The 16,172-nt window shown below is 74.4% G+C and carries 12 protein-coding genes; 2 read left to right on the forward strand and 10 right to left on the reverse strand.

The annotated features are described in order from the left end of the window. The first annotated feature begins 149 nt into the window (after window positions 1–149). Both FRAAL_RS23220 and FRAAL_RS30655 read left to right on the forward strand, forming a co-directional pair. A complete protein-coding gene (locus FRAAL_RS23220) occupies window positions 150–4,514 on the forward strand; it encodes a molybdopterin-dependent oxidoreductase (RefSeq protein ID WP_197537221.1) in 4,365 nt (1,454 codons plus the stop codon). Between the two features lie 254 nt (window positions 4,515–4,768). Then, window positions 4,769–5,947 (forward strand): hypothetical protein, encoded by a 1,179-nt coding sequence (locus tag FRAAL_RS30655; protein WP_157892196.1) that lies wholly within the window; start codon window positions 4,769–4,771, stop codon window positions 5,945–5,947. Between the two features lie 48 nt (window positions 5,948–5,995). Here FRAAL_RS30655 and FRAAL_RS23230 read toward each other — a convergent pair whose 3' ends face one another. From FRAAL_RS23230 to FRAAL_RS23270, 10 genes are all read right to left on the reverse strand, one after another. Then, window positions 5,996–7,960: an MFS transporter gene (locus FRAAL_RS23230; protein WP_011606413.1), complete on the reverse strand. Its 1,965-nt coding sequence runs from the start codon at window positions 7,958–7,960 to the stop codon at window positions 5,996–5,998. Next, window positions 7,960–8,457, reverse strand: a complete 498-nt coding sequence (locus tag FRAAL_RS23235; protein WP_231861217.1) for a MarR family winged helix-turn-helix transcriptional regulator — start codon at window positions 8,455–8,457, stop codon at window positions 7,960–7,962. Before FRAAL_RS23235 ends, FRAAL_RS23230 begins: the two co-directional genes overlap by 1 nt. Before the next feature lie 73 nt (window positions 8,458–8,530). After that, window positions 8,531–9,712, reverse strand: a complete 1,182-nt coding sequence (locus FRAAL_RS23240; protein ID WP_011606416.1) for a phosphotransferase family protein — start codon at window positions 9,710–9,712, stop codon at window positions 8,531–8,533. Window positions 9,713–9,892: 180 nt separating this feature from the next. Then, on the reverse strand, window positions 9,893–10,354 hold the full coding sequence (locus tag FRAAL_RS23245; RefSeq protein ID WP_050997227.1) for a DUF2867 domain-containing protein: 462 nt from the start codon (window positions 10,352–10,354) through the stop codon (window positions 9,893–9,895). Window positions 10,355–10,418: 64 nt separating this feature from the next. Then, window positions 10,419–11,234 (reverse strand): YqjF family protein, encoded by an 816-nt coding sequence (locus FRAAL_RS23250; protein ID WP_231861218.1) that lies wholly within the window; start codon window positions 11,232–11,234, stop codon window positions 10,419–10,421. Then, window positions 11,218–11,559 (reverse strand): DUF4440 domain-containing protein, encoded by a 342-nt coding sequence (locus FRAAL_RS23255; protein ID WP_011606419.1) that lies wholly within the window; start codon window positions 11,557–11,559, stop codon window positions 11,218–11,220. The genes FRAAL_RS23250 and FRAAL_RS23255 overlap by 17 nt, the downstream gene beginning before the upstream one ends. 171 nt (window positions 11,560–11,730) lie before the next feature. Further along, complete coding sequence (locus FRAAL_RS32040; RefSeq protein ID WP_011606420.1) at window positions 11,731–11,901, reverse strand: antitoxin; 171 nt, start codon at window positions 11,899–11,901, stop codon at window positions 11,731–11,733. A gap of 182 nt (window positions 11,902–12,083) precedes the next feature. Continuing rightward, window positions 12,084–14,435: a SpoIIE family protein phosphatase gene (locus FRAAL_RS23260; RefSeq protein WP_011606421.1), complete on the reverse strand. Its 2,352-nt coding sequence runs from the start codon at window positions 14,433–14,435 to the stop codon at window positions 12,084–12,086. Beyond that, window positions 14,432–15,064: a biliverdin-producing heme oxygenase gene (locus FRAAL_RS23265; protein ID WP_011606422.1), complete on the reverse strand. Its 633-nt coding sequence runs from the start codon at window positions 15,062–15,064 to the stop codon at window positions 14,432–14,434. Before FRAAL_RS23265 ends, FRAAL_RS23260 begins: the two co-directional genes overlap by 4 nt. 197 nt (window positions 15,065–15,261) lie before the next feature. Continuing rightward, entirely contained in the window at window positions 15,262–15,990 is a 729-nt protein-coding gene (locus FRAAL_RS23270; protein ID WP_011606423.1) for a type 1 glutamine amidotransferase domain-containing protein, read from the reverse strand. Window positions 15,991–16,172 lie beyond the last annotated feature (182 nt).

The following is a 16,172-nucleotide window of genomic DNA, read 5'->3' on the forward strand; positions in this document are numbered from 1 at the left end:
CGTTCCTACAGTCGGTGCGGACGTCGTCCGAGTATCCCTGGTCAGGGAGGGGACCACCCGTGACCGCACCCGCCCAACCGGCCCCGACCTGCCAGAGCCTGGCAGGCCAGGTGCGGTCGGTCTGTTCCTATTGCGGGGTCGGCTGCGGGATGGTGCTCGACGTCGAGGTGAGCGAGGACGGCCGGCGCCGCGTCGCCAGGGTCTCCGGCGACCGTGAGCATCCGGCCAACCGCGGTCGGCTGTGTACCAAGGGGGCTACCAGCGCGGAGATGCTGGCCGCGCCGGGCCGGCTGACCAGCGCGCTCGTCCGCGGCGACCGGCAGGGCGAGCCGTCGGCGGTCGAGGTGGACGCCGCCATCAGGCGCGTCGCCCGGGAGCTGCGGCGGATCATCGACACCCACGGCCCGGACGCGGTCGCGTTCTACGTCTCGGGGCAGATGTCGCTGGAGGCGCAGTACCTGGCGAACAAGCTGGCGAAGGGGTTCGTCGGCACCAACCAGATCGAGTCGAACTCGCGGCTGTGCATGGCCAGCGCCGGCAGCGGCTACAAGCTGTCGCTGGGCGCCGACGGCCCGCCCGGGTCGTACGAGGACTTCGACCACGCCGAGCTGTTCTTCGTCATCGGCGCGAACATGGCCGACTGCCACCCGATCCTGTTCCTCCGGCTGCTCGACCGGGTCAGGGCCGGTGCCCGGCTCATCGTCGTCGACCCCCGGCGCTCCGCGACGGCCGCCAAGGCCGACCTGTTCCTGCAGATCAACCCGGGCACGGACCTCGCGCTGCTCAACGGCCTGCTCCACCTGCTCGTCGAGGGCGGGCACATCGACGAGGCGTTCATCGCCGAGCACACCGAGGGCTGGGAGGCGATGCCGGCGTTCCTCGCCGACTACCCGCCGGACCGGGTCGCGGAGATCACCGGCATCCCGGCGGCGGACATCCGCCGGGCGGCGCAGTGGATCGGGGCGGCCAAGGCGTGGATGAGCCTGTGGACGATGGGCCTGAACCAGTCGACCCACGGCACCTGGAACACCAACGCGCTGTGCAACCTGCACCTGGCGACCGGGGCGATCTGCCGGCCGGGCGCGGGCCCGTTCTCGTTGACCGGCCAGCCGAACGCGATGGGCGGGCGGGAGATGGGCTACATGGGACCGGGCCTGCCGGGACAGCGTTCGGTGGTGGCCGCGGACGACCGCGCCTTCGTCGAGCAACGGTGGGGTCTGCCGGCGGGCACGCTGCGCACCGACGCCGGGCGGGGCACCGTCGACCTGTTCGCCCGGATGGCCGCCGGCGAGATCAGGGCCTGCTGGATCATCTGCACGAACCCGGTGGCCTCGGTCGCCAACCGGCGCACGGTGATCGAGGGACTGGAGGCGGCCGAGTTCGTCGTCGCCCAGGACGCGTTCGCCGAGACGGAGACGAACGCCTACGCCGATGTGCTGCTGCCCGCCGCGATGTGGGCCGAGAGCACCGGCATCATGATCAATTCGGAGCGGAACCTGACCCTGGTCCAGCAGGCCGCCGACCCCCCCGGTCAGGCCATGGCGGACTGGCGGCTCATCGCCCGGGTCGCCGCCGAGATGGGCTACGCCGACGCCTTCACCTACCGCGACGCCGAGGAGGTCTTCGAGGAGATCAAGGCCTTCCACAACCCGCTGACCGGCTACGACCTGCGCGGCGTCAGCTACGACCGGCTGCGCGAGACGCCGGTGCAGTGGCCGGCCGCGGCGGCGGACGGCCCGGCGCGCAACCCGGTCCGGTACCGCAACGACGGGGTCAGCCAGCGACTCGTCGAACGGCCCGACGGGACGCGGCCGCGCCTGGCGTTCGCGACCCCGTCCGGGCGGGCGGTGTTCCATCCGCGCCCGCACCTGCCCGCCGCCGAGCTGCCCGACGACGATTTCCCGTTCGTGCTGAACACCGGCCGCGTCCAGCACCAGTGGCACACCCTGACCAAGACCGGCAAGGTCGCGAAGCTCAACCGACTCAACCCGGGCCCGTTCGTCGAGATCCATCCGCGCGACGCCGAGGCCCTCGGGATCGGCGACGGCGACGCGGTCGAGGTCGCCTCCCGGCGCGGACGGGCGGTGCTGCCGGCGGTCGTGTCCGACCGGGTGCTCCCCGGGAACTGCTTCGCCCCGATCCACTGGAACGACCTGTTCGGCGAGTATCTCAGCGTCAACGCGGTCACCTCCGACGCCGTCGACCCGATCTCGTTCCAGCCGGAACTGAAGGTCTGCGCGGTCACCCTCACCCGCGTCGCCGCCACACCGACCGAGACGCCGACCGAGACGCCGACCGACGCGCCGGCGGATCTCCCCGCGGCGAGCGCCCCTCCCCCGGTCACGCGAACCGCGCCGATCCCGACGGGCGCGCACCCGGGCGCACCAGAGCCCACGGCACCGCCGACGGCGGGTTCCGGGCCGACCGCAGCGGAGGCGCTCGGGGAGCTGTTCGGCCTGCGGGCAATCGCCGCGCCGACCCTCGGCGACGACGAGCGGCGCTATCTCGCGGGTTTCGTCGCCGCCCTGCGCGACGCGGTCCCGGGGGCACCGGGCGGGGTTCCGGTCCTACCGCTCGGTTCTCCACTCGACCCCGCGCAGGTGGCGTGGGTCAACGGCGCGCTCGCCGGGGCGTTCTCCCGGACCCTCTCACCCCCGCTCGCCCCTGTGGGCGACGTCCCCGCGGGCGACGTCCCCGCCCAGCGCCGCGGCGGCTCCGTGCCCGCCGACCCGGAGAGCGCTGCCAGTCCGGAGTGCCCTGCCGGCCCGACGGTCACGGACGCGGAGGGTCGAACGGGACCGGGGACGCGGGAGGTCACAGTGCTGTGGGCGTCCCAGACGGGCACCGCCGAGGACTTCGCCGTCACGATCGCCGCCGAGCGGCTCACCACCGCCGGTTGGACGGCGCGGGTGCGGTCCATGGGCGAGTGCCCGCCCGAGGAGTTGCACGGCGGCGGCGACCTGCTCGTCATCACGAGCACGTTCGGCGACGGCGAGGCGCCCGACAACGGCGCGGGGTTCCTGGAGTCGCTGGCGGCGCCGGACACACCCCGCCTGTCCCACCTGCGCTACGCGGTGCTGGCGTTCGGCGACTCCAGCTATGCGGACTTCTGCGGCCACGGCCGGCGCGTCGACGAGCGGCTCGGCGAGCTCGGCGCGGTGCGGCTGGCACCGCGGACGGACTGCGAGCCGGACTACGAGCAGGACGCGGCGAGCTGGCTCGACGCCGTGCTCACCGCGCTCACCGCCGCCGACGGCCACGCCGCCCCTCGGGCCACGGCACCGGCCAGCTCACCACCGGCCAGCTCACCACCGGGCGGCACAGCACCGGCCAGCACCGTGCCGGCCAGCACCGTGCCGGCCGGTCCTGCCGGCCGTCCGTCGCGCGCGGCGCCGGTCATCGTGCCGCTGGTCGGCAACGAGCTGCTCAGCGGACCCGGCTCGGCGAAGGAGGTGCGGCGGTTCGCCCTGCGCTCCGCCGGCACCGCGCTGACCTACGAGGTCGGCGACGCCCTCGGCGTCTGGCCGGTCAACGGTGCCGGCCTCGTCGCGGAGTGGCTGGAGCGCACCGGCGCCGACCCGGCGCAGCCGGTGGCCGTCGGCGGGGTGGGTGAGGTGCCGTTCGGCGCGGCGCTGCGCCGCCACCTGGACATCACCAGGATCACCCCGGCCTTGCTGCGGTTCGTCGCCGACCGTAGCGGCGACCGGGACCTGCGCACCCTGCTGCGCCCGGACAACTCCGACGCGTTGGCCCGCTGGAGCTGGGGACGCCAGGCGGCGGACGTGCTCGCCGAGCTTCCCGTGCGGGCCACCGCGGCCGAGTGGGCGGGGGTGCTGTCCCGGCTGCAGCCGCGACTGTACTCGATCTCGTCGAGCCCACTGGCCCATCCCGACGAGGTGCATCTGACGGTGTCGGTGGTCCGGTTCGACGGCCGGGATGGCCGGACCCGCGGAGGCGTGTGCTCCACGTTCCTCGCCGACGGGCCGGACGAGGCGTCGGGGTCGGTGCCGGTGCCGGTGCCGGTGTTCGTACAGCGCTCGACCCACTTCCGACCGCCGAGCGATCCGGACACGCCGCTGGTGATGATCGGGCCGGGGACGGGAGTGGCCCCGTTCCTCTCGTTCCTGCAGGACCGCCGCGCCCGCGGCGCCCGCGGCCGGACGTGGCTGTTCTTCGGCGAGCAGCGCCGGGCCACCGACTTCTACTACGCCGACGAGCTCGCCGCGCTGCAGGCGGACGGCACGCTGCACCGCCTGGACCTCGCCTTCTCCCGCGACCAGCGGACGAAGGTCTACGTCCAGGACCGGATGCGCGAGCACAGCGCCCGGCTGTGGTCGTGGTTGCAGGACGGCGCTCACGTCTACGTCTGCGGCGATGCCAGCCGGATGGCCGCCGACGTCGACCGGACGCTGCGTGAGATCGTCGCCCTGCACGGCGGCCTCGACGCCGACGGCGCCGCCGCCTACGTACGCCAGCTGACCACCGACCGCCGCTACCTGCGCGACATCTACTGACCAGCCGCCGCCGACCACCACTGTCGACGACCGCTGTCGTCCACCGCTGTCGTCCACCGCTGTCGTCCACCGCTGTCCGCCACCGCTGTCGACCCGTGTCGCGGCGGTCGTCTCGACCTGCCCTCGGTCGTCAACGCTTCATCACGGAGTGTCAACAACAGGCGGAGGCGGAGCGCCTTGGACACTGTCCCGCATCTGACGATGCGGCCGTGGGGGTGGGGCCGGGACCTGTGGAGAGGACGACGATGCGCTCGGTGCGTACCCTCATGGCCTCCGCCGCCGCGGCGGCCGCCGCGGTGCTGGCGACGAACCCGATGACGGGGCCGGCGGCGCAGGCCACGACCGGCGGGCACGGGGGGCCGCGGCCGGTGGCCGGCGGATCCGACCGACCGATCGCGCCGGTTGATCTCGGGTTCGCGCCCGACCTGCCCTACCACTCCGCGACGGCGATCAACGACCGCGGGGTGGTCGCCGGGACCGCTTCCGGCGGGTCGTACGACCTGCACGGCTTCCGCTGGGCGGTGGGGCGGTCGGTGGCGCTGCCGGACGGCGCCCCCGGCCCGTCCGAGATCAACAATGGTGATCAGATCGCCGGGTTCGTGCCGCACCGGGACAGGCTCAACACCGGGTTCGTGCTCGACGCCGGGCGCGGCGTCGTCGATACCGGCTTTCCGGTCGACGGCCAGAACGAACGCGGTGAGGTCGTCGGCGCTCTGCCGGGGCCCGACGGGACCAGGCGCGCGGTGCGCTGGTGGCGCGGCCAGACCACTGACCTGGGCGCCCCGCCCGGAACGTCGAGCGGCGGCGTGGCGATCAGCGACGGCGGCCAGATCGCCGTGCGGGTCAGCGACGCGGACGGCAACCACGCCCGCGTGGCCCGCTGGGCCGGCGGCCGACTCGACGCGCTGCCCACGCTGCCCGGTGGGGGCGCGGCCTGGGCGACGGACATCAACGGCCGCGGGGACATCGTCGGCTGGGCGGACACCGCCACCGGCTCCCGCCATGCGGTCGTGTGGCTCGGCCGGCGCCTGGTCGACCTCGGCGCCAGCCTGCCCGGCCGCACCAGCCAGGCGACGGCCGTCAACGACGCCGGACAGGTCGTCGGGCAGACGTCCGACGCCCATGGCCAGCCCGGCCACGGTGTGCGCTGGGACCTCGGCCGACCACGGGACCTCGGCCAGCCACGGGACCTCGGGACCCTCGGCGGCCCGGTCAGCTCGCCGATCGCGATCAACGATCGCGGGGACGTGATCGGCGACAGCACCTCGGCGGACGGCCACCGTCACGGCTTCCGCTGGCGCGACGGCCGGATGACCGCCCTCGGTGACTTCGGTGGCGGCGAGAGCCGCGCGGCGGCGATCAACAACCGCGGTCAGGTCGTCGGCGACGCGCTGGCCCCCGGCGGCCACACCCGCGCCGTTCTCTGGCAGTGATCGCACAGCGCGTCGACGCCGGCGGACGCGGCCACCACGGCGGCCGGGTCACGGGCCAGCAGGCGCGGCCGGATGCCGGCCCGGACCAGCATCGCCACCACGTGCCGGCCGACGTTGCCCGTCGGCGTCGTCACCGCCATGCGCATCGGGCGCCTCCTCGATGATCCTCTCGGACTGCCGCCCGATCTCTACCCGGTCCGGCGGCACCGACGCCCCGCTCGGCACCGACGCCCCGCTCGGCACCGACGCCCCGCTCGGCACCGACGCCCCGCGCAGCATCGAGGCGAGGCCGGCGAGCACGCCGAGCCCGGCGGCGACCGCGAACACGATGACGAGCCCGTGGTGAAAGGGCCCGGCGAGCAGCTCGGGGAAGAACTCGCGGCCGGTCAGCGTCGCCCGGTTCGCAGGCGGCACGGCGGCCAGCCCGTCGCCGGCCGACAGCAGGTGCTCGACCGGGTTCACGCCGAGGACGGTGGCGAACAGCGACGACACCGGCGGCAACGCGGCGACGTCGTGGGCGATCCCCGCCGGCACGCCCTGCGCCCGCAGGCCGCCGTCCAGCGCGTCCGGCAGGGTGGCCGCGAGACCCGCGATCATCAGCGAGAAGAACACGCCGATGGACAGCGCGGTGCCGGAGTTCTGGAACGTCGCGCGCATCCCCGAGGCGGCGCCGCGCTGCTCCGCCGGCACGCTACCCATGATCGCCGAGGAGTTCGGGGCGGCGAACATCCCGCCGCCGATCCCGTTCAACGCGATGAGCAGGGCGAACGCCCAGTACGAAAAGGTGACGGGCAGCAGCATCAGACCGACGAAGCTACCGGCGAACACGGCCATCCCGGCGCTGGCGAGACCGCGGGCGCCGAACCGGTCGGACAGGATGCCGCTGACCGGCCCGGCGACGAGGATGCCCACGGTCAGCGGCAACAGGTAGATCCCGGCCCACAGGGGCGTGTCCTCGTAGTCGTAGCCGTGCAGCGGCAGCCAGATCCCCTGCAGCCAGATGATGAGCATGAACTGCAGGCCGCCGCGGGCGACGGACACGGCGAGGCCGGCGACGTTGCCGGCGGTGAACGCCCTGATCCGGAACAGGCCGAGCGCGAACATCGGCTCGGGGTGGCGGCGCTCGACGGCGACGAAGGCGACGAGCAGCGCCACTCCCCCGACGAGCAGGCCGACGACCGTCGGGTTCGTCCAGCCCATCGCGTGCCCGCGGTAGGGCTGCAGGCCCTCCGTGACGGCGATGAGCACGGCGGCGAGGCCGACCGCGAAGGTGATGTTGCCCCACCAGTCGATACGCCGGCCGCCGCCGCCGCGCGCCGCGGAGGTCTCGCGCAGCCGCCGGTACGCCCACACCGTCCCGAACACGCCGACCGGCACGTTCACCCAGAACACCGCCCGCCAGTCCAGCACGGCGAGCAGGCCGCCGGCGACGAGGCCGACGAACTGGCCGGCGAGCGAGGCGACCTGGTTGATGCCGAGCGCGAAGCCCCGCTGCTCGGCGGGGAAGGCGTCGGTGAGGATCGCCGCCGAGTTCGCCGTGAGCATCGACCCGCCGACCGCCTGCAGCACCCGCCAGCCGATCAGCCACAGCGCCCCGCGGCCGGCGTCGAACGGGTCGAACGACAGCAGGATCGAGGCGAGCGTGAAGACCGCGAACCCGGCGTTGTAGATCCGGACCCGGCCGAACATGTCGCCGAGCCGGCCGAGGGCGACGACGAGCACCGCCTGCACGAGCCGGTAGCCCATGATCATCCAGAGCAGGTAGCCGACGTTGCCCGGGGCCAACGGGTCCAGGTGGATGCCGCGGAAGATCGGCGGCAGCGCGATGAGGACGATCGACCCGTCGAGCGCGGACATGAACACCGCCGCGGTCGTGTTCGCCAGCACCACCCACCGGTAGTTGCCGTTCGCACCCGCCGCCCCGACGGACGTCCCCACGCCGGACGTCCCCGTGCCCGACGTCCCCGTGCCGGACGTCCCCGCGCCCGACGTCCCCGTGTCGGACGCCGGCATCAGACGCGCTCCGCGAGGCGTTCGAGCAGGGGCGCGGCCGCGGCGAGCTGGTCCAGTTCGGCCGGGCTGAACCCGGCCGAGAGCGCCCCGGCGAGCAGCTCGGTGCGCGCGTCGCGGCGGCTGCGCAGCGCCGCGAGGCCGGCATCGGTCGGCGAGAGGATCACCTGCCGGCCGTCGCCCGGGTCGCGACGGCGTTCGACCAGGGCGCGGGCCTCCAGCGCCGCGAGGGTGGCGCCCATGGCCTGCGGGCTGATCTGCTCGAGCCGGGCGAGCGCCGCCGCCGTGGCCGGCCCGCCCCGGTCCAGGCGGGCCAACGCCGCCGACTCGGGCATCGTCAGCTCCCCCGCCGGCTGAGACTGGCGCAGCCGGCGCACGAGCATCCCGAGACTCAGCCGCAGGGCGACGGCGATCTGACGGACATCTGGAGGAACATCGTGAAGGTCATCGGGCTGGACAACACGCTGGTCACCGGGCTGAGCATCGGGGTCCGAGGGCATTTCATCAGGCTAGGTTGATAAGCCTGGACTGACAAAGACTGGACAGCCCATGCACGGACTGCCACGCCGGGCGTCAGCCGGCCCCCGAGCCCACGCCGGCGCGGGCCTCGTCGAGCACGCGGGCGAGCAGCCGGGCGGCGAACTGGTCGATCGGCGGCACGAGGTCCGGCGGTAGCAGCTCGTACTCGCGGATCAGCCGGGTGACCCGGGCCGCGAGCAGGGTGTGACGCAGCGAGGCGAGCAGGAGGTAGTACTCCATGTTCTCCATCGGCCGGCCGAGGAGCTCGGCGTAGCGGGCCACCGTCGCCGCCCGGTCCGGCAGGCCGGGCAGCCGCGCCAACCCGACGCCCTCGCCGAGGTGGCGGTCGAGGTGCAGGAACCAGCCGAGGTCGGTCTCGGGCTGGCCGAGGGAGACCATCTCCCAGTCGAGCACGGCCGCGACCCGCTCCCCCTGGAAGATCATGTTGCCGATCCGGGCGTCCCCCCACACCAGCCGGACGGGATGGCGCTCGGCCGGCGGATGGCCGTGCAGCCAGGCCAGCGCGTCGTCCACCGTGCCCCGCGCGGCCTCGTCGACGGCGAAGAACTCCAGGTGCCGCTCGTAGGCGGCGAGCTGCTGGACCGCTCCGACCGGGCCGTACTCGGGCTGCCCCGCGAAGCCGAGCCCGAGCCGCTGCGGGTCGAGCCGGTGGATCCCGGCCATCGCGACCAGGCCCGCGTCCCAGACCCTGGCCCGCGCGGCCGGCGACATCTCGATCATGAAACCCTGCATGTGGTACGGCGGGAGGTCGGCGGGCACGTCGCCGTCGACCCGGCCGAGGACGACGAACGGCGCGCCGAGCACCTCCGGGTCGAGCTCGTGGCCGTACACCGGCGGCACCGGAACGTCGGTGTCGCGGGCGAGGATCTCGGCGACGCGGCACTGCTCGGCGAACCGGTCCCACGGGTAGAGCCGGAACCGCCGCGGCGCCATCCGCACGACCAGCGGCCGGGAGACCCGCCGCCCGTCCGGCCCGATCCGCGACGCCGGCAGCACCACCAGCTCCCCGGAGAACCCCTGCGCCGACGGCACGGTCGGCTCCCCGAGCTCCCACCGCACGCCCGCCGTCCCCGCCGGGCCGCCACTCGCCGAGCCGCCATCCGCCGCGTCGGCACCCGCCGGGCCGCCATCCCCCGCGCCGGCGGCATGCGCGGCGAGCCAGGCGGCGAGCCGAGCCCGCAGCCGGTCCGGATCGGCCTGGAACGGGACAGCCACCGCGCACCCCCTCGAGCCAGGCCGAACGGCATGGCGGTCGACCCTCACCTCGGACGAGACCCGAGGACTACCCCTGGACGTGACAATCACGCCGAACGGAACATTCTCCCGAACGAGCCTCCCGCCGACCCCCCCGCCACGCAAGCACCAACAGGCGGTTCCGCCTGGGAACCACTCGTTCTACGGGGTGGGAGAGGCAGGGGAGGCAGGGGAGGCGGCGACGGCGCGGCGCAGGAGACGCGGCACCGACAGCCGGTGCAGCGGCAGGGCCGCGGCCCACAGCAGGCGGGCCGCCCGCCGGGTGAAGGTCACGCTGGTGGTGAGGCTGATCGCCGCCGGCCGCACGCGCAGGACCAGTTCGGCGGACACCAGCGGCGAGTCCGTGGCCAGGCGGACCACATCCGGTTCGCGCGCCACGATCGGCCAGCCGAGCACGTGCCGCGGCGACGATACCGGCCCGAGCCGCAGGCCCAGCACGAACCGCCAGCCGGCCCGCAGGAACCACCGCACCGGCGCGGGCGCCCCCTCGAGCACCGCCCGGATCCAGCCCTCGGCGTCCCGAGCTCCGGCACCCTCGGCCGCCGGGCCGGTTGCCGCCTCGAAGACCTCGCGGTAGTCCGCCCCGGCGCCGTCCACGTCCACGCTGCCCGTCCCTGCTCGACATCGCCCCATGCGCGGCCGGCGGACGGTGGGCGCGGAACCAACATTACGGTCGCTGTGCGCCGATCCGGACGTCGACGCCCGGCGAGTAGTGCACGAGCGGGTCGCCGATCGGAGGCGGCAGCCCGGCCGCGGTGAGCAGGTGATCGTCGACGTCGAGCAGGTCGGCGCGGTGTAGCGGCCACGGCTCGTGCCAGACCTGGGCGTGCCGGCACCGCCCACCGGCGGCGCTGAACAGCCGCCAGCGGGCGGTCAGGGAGTGCTCGCGCGGGCCGAGATCGGCGGCGGCCAGCGGCGCGCCGACGCGCACCCGCACCCGGCTCTCCGCCGCCACCGGCCGCGGGGCCCGCCGGCGGCAGCGGTAGGTGATCTCGTCACCGACCCGGGTCAGCGCCATCGACGACCAGAAGTACGGCAGCCGGAACCGCGTGCGCGCGACGACGACGGCACCGAGCCGCGCGGCGTCCAGCGACAGGAACCACACCCCGCGCCGGCCCGCGGCATCGACGACGTAGGTCCGCACGTTCGTCTCGCAGAACGTCGTCACCGGCCCGAGCCCCCGGCCGCCCGCGGTCGCGACCCGCATCCGAAACGGCACCAGGCCCACCCAGGCGGCACCGTCGAGGACCTCGACCCGCAGGTGGGCGGGCACCAGCCGCGACACCACCGCCGGCTCGAACGCCCAGTGCACGAACGTCAGCTCCGCCCACCGCTGCGTCATCGTGGGCTGCTCGACGGTGAACGGGCAGGACCCGCCCGCCACACCGTCCTGCGGGTCGACCTGCACGCTCCCCGTGACGTCCATTCGACCGTGCCCCCCGCCGTCGTCCTGGTCGAGCACGCCCTCAGCCGACCCGGCCACCGAAGAAGACCTCCGTGCACACGAGCTGGCCGGCGCGCACCGTGCTGAACTCGGTATTGCGGAACCGTTCACCGGTGCGCAGCTCGTACTCGTAGAGCAGGAACACACCGCCCTCGTTCGCCTCGACGAGCGCCAGGATCTCCTGGGAGACGAACCTGTCCGCCGTCGGAAAGCACCGCTCCAGGAAGGCGTCGCGGTCGAGATGGTCGTCCTGCGGGCTGGTGAAGGTGAACTCGGGGGCGAGCAGGCGGGCGGCCTGCTCGCGATCCTGGGCCCGGTAGGCGGCGAAGGCCGCGCGGACGGCGTCGGCAGCGGCGGCGGACATGGCGGCTCCTCCTCACCTCACAGCGTGTTCCTACCCGGCTCGGCGGACGAGCAACGGAACCTGCGTCACCCGCCGTTGCGTCGATCATGGCGGGGGGTGACCGGCGACCGATTGTTGACGATCGGTGGGCCGGGTGCCCGCCGCCCCCGGGGTGGGGGCGGCGGGGCGAGGTCAGGTGCGGTCCTGGATCTCGCGGACGGCGCGGTCGATGTGGTCGGTGTGCTTGTGGTCGGTGCGGTCGTCGACCACGTCGCCAAGCTTGGCGACGGCGGCGTCGATCTTGTCGTCGTGCTCTTCCGCCAGGTCGCCGAGCTTGCCGAGCGCGCCCTTGAAGTCGACCATCGAATGCTCCCCTCCGTCGGGTGCCGGGCCCGGGTCGCGGAAGAGCGGCGCACGCGCGCATGCACGCTGTCGTCACCTCCGCGGCGACCGGGTCGCCGGCACGATCCTGCCGCCGCCAATCCTTTCAGGTGGCGGGGACGACGGCGCCCGGATGGAGGCGTTGGTAGCTCTCGCGGCCGGCGTCAGGGCTGGTGGGGCGGGCGGCGGCGGAGCAGGAGCAGGGTGGCGTCGTCGTCGTTGTCCGGGTCGCGGCAGGTCCGGAACAGCGAGTCGCCCAGGCCGCGCAGGTCCGGGTGGGCGGCCGCCGCGCCGTCGGCCTGGGCGCGCAGCCGCTCGATGCCGACGTCGGGGGCCTCGGTGCGCCGCTCGGTGAGTCCGTCGCTGAACAGGGCCAGCGCGTCCCCGGGCGCGAGACGCACCCGCGCCGTCCACCCGCCAGGAGCATCGACGGCCTCGCCGGCCGTCGCCGGAGGCCTCGTGGCCGCCAGGCCGGGGATCGCGGCGCCCACCGGCGGGGCGATCTCGACCTCGACGACGACCGGCTCCCCCACGGCCGACAGGAGCACCGGCGGCGGGTGACCGGACGAGGCGATCTGCGCGAGCCCGGTCACCGGGTCGGTGACGGCGACGGCGACCGTGGCGATCGCCTCCGGCAGCAGGGCGGCGGCGAGCCGGTCGAGGCGGTCGAGGACGCTGCGGGCGGGCCGCGGGTCGGCGGGGTCGACGTCGACGACGTAGGCACGCAGGGCGTTGCGCAGCTGCGCCATCGTGCCGGCGGCGGCGACGCCGTGGCCGGCGACGTCGCCGACGATGAGGGCCACCCGCCCGTCGGGCATCGGGACGGCGTCGTACCAGTCGCCGCCGACCCGCCCGGCCGCCGCCGGGTCGTACCACGCCTCGATCTCGAAGCCGGGAATCGGCGGGAGGCGCTCGGGCAGCAGGCTCTCCTGCATCAGCCGGGCGAGGTCGGCGCCGCGCCGAGCCCCCGGGTAGACCAGCCGCAGCAGGTGCTGGCGCAGCTCGGCGGCGATCGCGAGGTCGTGGGCCGACCAGGGACGGGCGCGGTCGCGGACGACCTCGCGCCAGCGGTCGAACGACCGGCGCGGGCTGAGCCGCACCCCGGCGGCCTCCCGGGCGTTGAGCTCCTTGTTGCGCGGGTCGCCGCCCCAGTCGACGGTGCGGACGGTCTCCGGCCGGAACCAGGCGACACCCTCGTCCCCGGAGAGCCGGAAGGCGAGGATGCCGCAGGCCACGTCGCGGTGTTCGGCCATGTGGGGGGCATCGCGGGGCAGCGCGTCGCAGGCGAGGATGGCGCCCTCGGTGCCCAGGGCGTCGAACGCCGCTCGCTGCGCCTCGCGCGGCGGGACGGCGCCGAACGTGCGGTACTCGCCGTCGATCGCGACGGAGACGCCGCCGCAGTCGATCAGGTCGGCAAGGTTCGGCCCGCCCGAGGTCAGGACGTCGACCAGCAGGGCGCCGCCGCTCTGCGCCTCGACGAGGATCTGGTCGAGCGCCTCGCGGGTTGCCAGCGTCGACTCCAGGGTCTGCTCGTTCTCGCGGCTGACCAGCCGCAGCGAGAACAGGTGGCCGAGGAACTCGGCGGCGGCGCAGATCTCGTAGCCGGGCTCGTGCCGGCCGGAATAGTGATGGCAGGCGATGAGCCCCCACAACCGGCCGTCACGCAGCAGCGAGATGGACATGGACGCGGTGACGCCCATGTTCTGGAGGTATTCGATGTGGATGGGCGAGACGCTGCGCAGCCAGGCGTCGCTCAGGTCGAGCGGCCCACCGGTGACGATGTTCACCGCCGGGACGAGCGGAACCGGCCGGTAGTCCACGTCCGGGATCAGCCGCAGCCACGACCGTTCGTAGAGGGCGCGGGCCTGCGCCGGAATGTCCGTGGCCGGATAGTGCAGCCCGTGAAAGCTGTTCAGGCGGTCGAGTTTCGCCTCCGCGACGACCTCGCCGTTCCAGGCGGCGTCGAACCGGTAGACCATCACCCGGTCGAACCCGGTCAGCCGCCGGACCTCCTCGACCACCACGTCGTAGAGCTCGGTGAGCGAACTGGAGCTGCTCAGCCGCAGCACGGACTGCCGGGTCCGCGCATAGGTGCCGGAATAGGACAGCGGCCGGGTGCTGCGGGCGGCCTGCAGCTCGATGACGACCTGCTCGCCCACCCGGTGCAGCAGGGCGTCGTAGCGGCGCAGGTCGTGACCGTCGCCGACGACGAGGTCGACCGGGCCTGCCCCACGCAGGTCGAACGCGGTCCGCACGACGTCCCGCACGGCCTTCGCCGCCGCGTCGCCGACGAGCTCGCGCAGCGGCCGGCCGATCGTGGCCGCGGCCTCGCGGCCGAGGGTCTCGGCGATGTTGGCGGAGACCTGCACCACGGTGAGGTCGTCGTCCGCGCGGACGGCGAGCAGCACGCCGTGGGGCTGCACGCTGCCCGGGATGTGGATGGGCTCGCGGTCGCAGTTCGTCAGATCCACGGGCTCCGGCGGCGGCATCTCCGGGAACTCGCCGGCGCCGCTCACCGGGCGAATTCCGCCTCGAGGGCGCCGAACAGGGCCGCCGCAACGCCGGTGCAGGCCTCCACCCGCGCCGCCTCGCCGGCCGTCGCGGCGCGGATCGCGTGGCGGACCTGGCTCCAGCGCCGGCCGACCTCGTCGCCGTAGGAGCCGAAGAACGCCGTCGCCCCCGGCGGCACCGCCGTCGTCACGACGTGGCGGACGATGAACCGGCCGCCCAGCGTGGCCCCCTCGAACACGTACAGCACGCCCATCGCCGCCGCGACGCCGTCGACCGCCGGCACCCGGGGGCGAGGCAGCGCGGCGAGGGCCGCCTCGTCGACGCCGAGCAACCGCAGATCATGGCGCAGCAGCGGCACCTTTCGCCGCGACGGCCAGTCGGGCAGCGGCGAGCCGGCGCCGGTCAGCATGTCGTCGAGCCGCGGCTCCAGCGCCTCGTAAAAGCCGTACATCCGCATCAGGACGTCACGATAACGACTGACCGAAAGGTCAGGTGACAGCAGCTCGAGTGCGTTTTCCAGCCGGGTGTGCACCGCGGCCGTGCGCCGCCGCAGCACCGCCATCACGTCGGAGAACGGCGGAACGGAACCGCCGCCGTCGTGCATAGCGATGCTGCCCTTCAGTACTCGTCGCACCCGGATTAGCGCGCTCCGGCGTCACCACACCTACCCTCACCATACCGACGCGGATGTCACCGTCCAGCGGCCTGGCGACAATGCAACGCCCGCGCACCGCGACGCTTTTCCCAGCCTCCTGGCCGCCGCGCCCGACTGGCAGCGGCCCTCGACCGGCCGCGGTGGCCGACCGGCCGTGCGCCAGGCTGATCGCGGCGTCAGCGCAGCTCGTCGGCGGGGGCGCGGGCGGCCTCGGTGTCGCCGGCGGCGCCGCCCGACTCGCGGGCGAACACGTCGGCGGCGCGGCGGTCGGCGGACGTCTGCCCGGCGACCTCGCGCGCGGCCTCGGCGTCGGACAGGCCGGCTCCGGCCGGGCGGGTGTTCTGCTGGTCGGCGGGGCGGACGTGGTCCACGATCGCCGCGCAGAAGGCCTTCAGATCATCCGGGCGTCGGCTGCTGATCAGCATGTTCGCGTCCGTGGCGTCGATGACGACCTCCTCGTCGACCCAGTGGGCGCCGGCGTTGACGAGGTCGGTGCGCACGCTCGGCCAGCTCGTGATCCGCCGCCCGCGCACGACCTCGGCGTCGATGAGCGTCCACGGGCCGTGGCAGATCACCGCGACCGGCCGGCCGGCGTCGAAGAAGGCCCGGGTGAACCGGACGGCGTCGCGATGCGTGCGCAGGAAGTCCGGGTTCGCGACGCCGCCGGGCAGGACCAGGGCGTCGAAGGCGGCGGGGTCGGCCTGGTCGACCGTTTCGTCGACGTCGAAGCGGTCGCCCCGGTCGAGGTGGCGGAACGCCTGGATCTTCCCGGGTGCGGTCGACACGAGGACCGGCTCGCCCCCGGCCTCCCGGACGGCCTCCCAGGGCTCCGTCAACTCCACCTGCTCGACGCCCTCGGGCGCCGTCAGGAACGCGATCCGGGTGCCAGCGAGATCCTTCGTCATCAGCGTGTTCCTCTCTCAGCCGTTCTCGGGTGCTCTCCGCCTGCTCGTCGTCCGCGGCCTGGTCTCGTCCGTGGGCCGCTCCCGGCCCGCGGGCTGCTCTCCGTCCGCGGACCCTCCTGGCAGCCCTGCCCGAGCTCGGCCGGGTTACGCAGGTCCGCCGCACACCGATCCGATGACGACTC

The organism is Frankia alni ACN14a, assembly GCF_000058485.1.
Taxonomy (GTDB): domain Bacteria; phylum Actinomycetota; class Actinomycetes; order Frankiales; family Frankiaceae; genus Frankia; species Frankia alni.

What these genes read in the sequence shown, in the direction of transcription:
- FRAAL_RS32040 (WP_011606420.1), bottom strand. Translation starts at nt 11,901, where the DNA reads ATGGTCGACTTCAAGGGCGCGCTCGGCAAGCTCGGCGACCTGGCGGAA.
- FRAAL_RS23230 (WP_011606413.1), bottom strand. Translation starts at nt 7,960, where the DNA reads ATGCCGGCGTCCGACACGGGGACGTCGGGCGCGGGGACGTCCGGCACG.
- FRAAL_RS23270 (WP_011606423.1), bottom strand. Translation starts at nt 15,990, where the DNA reads ATGACGAAGGATCTCGCTGGCACCCGGATCGCGTTCCTGACGGCGCCC.
- FRAAL_RS23220 (WP_197537221.1), top strand. Translation starts at nt 150, where the DNA reads ATGGTGCTCGACGTCGAGGTGAGCGAGGACGGCCGGCGCCGCGTCGCC.
- FRAAL_RS23255 (WP_011606419.1), bottom strand. Translation starts at nt 11,559, where the DNA reads ATGTCCGCCGCCGCTGCCGACGCCGTCCGCGCGGCCTTCGCCGCCTAC.
- FRAAL_RS23235 (WP_231861217.1), bottom strand. Translation starts at nt 8,457, where the DNA reads ATGCCCTCGGACCCCGATGCTCAGCCCGGTGACCAGCGTGTTGTCCAG.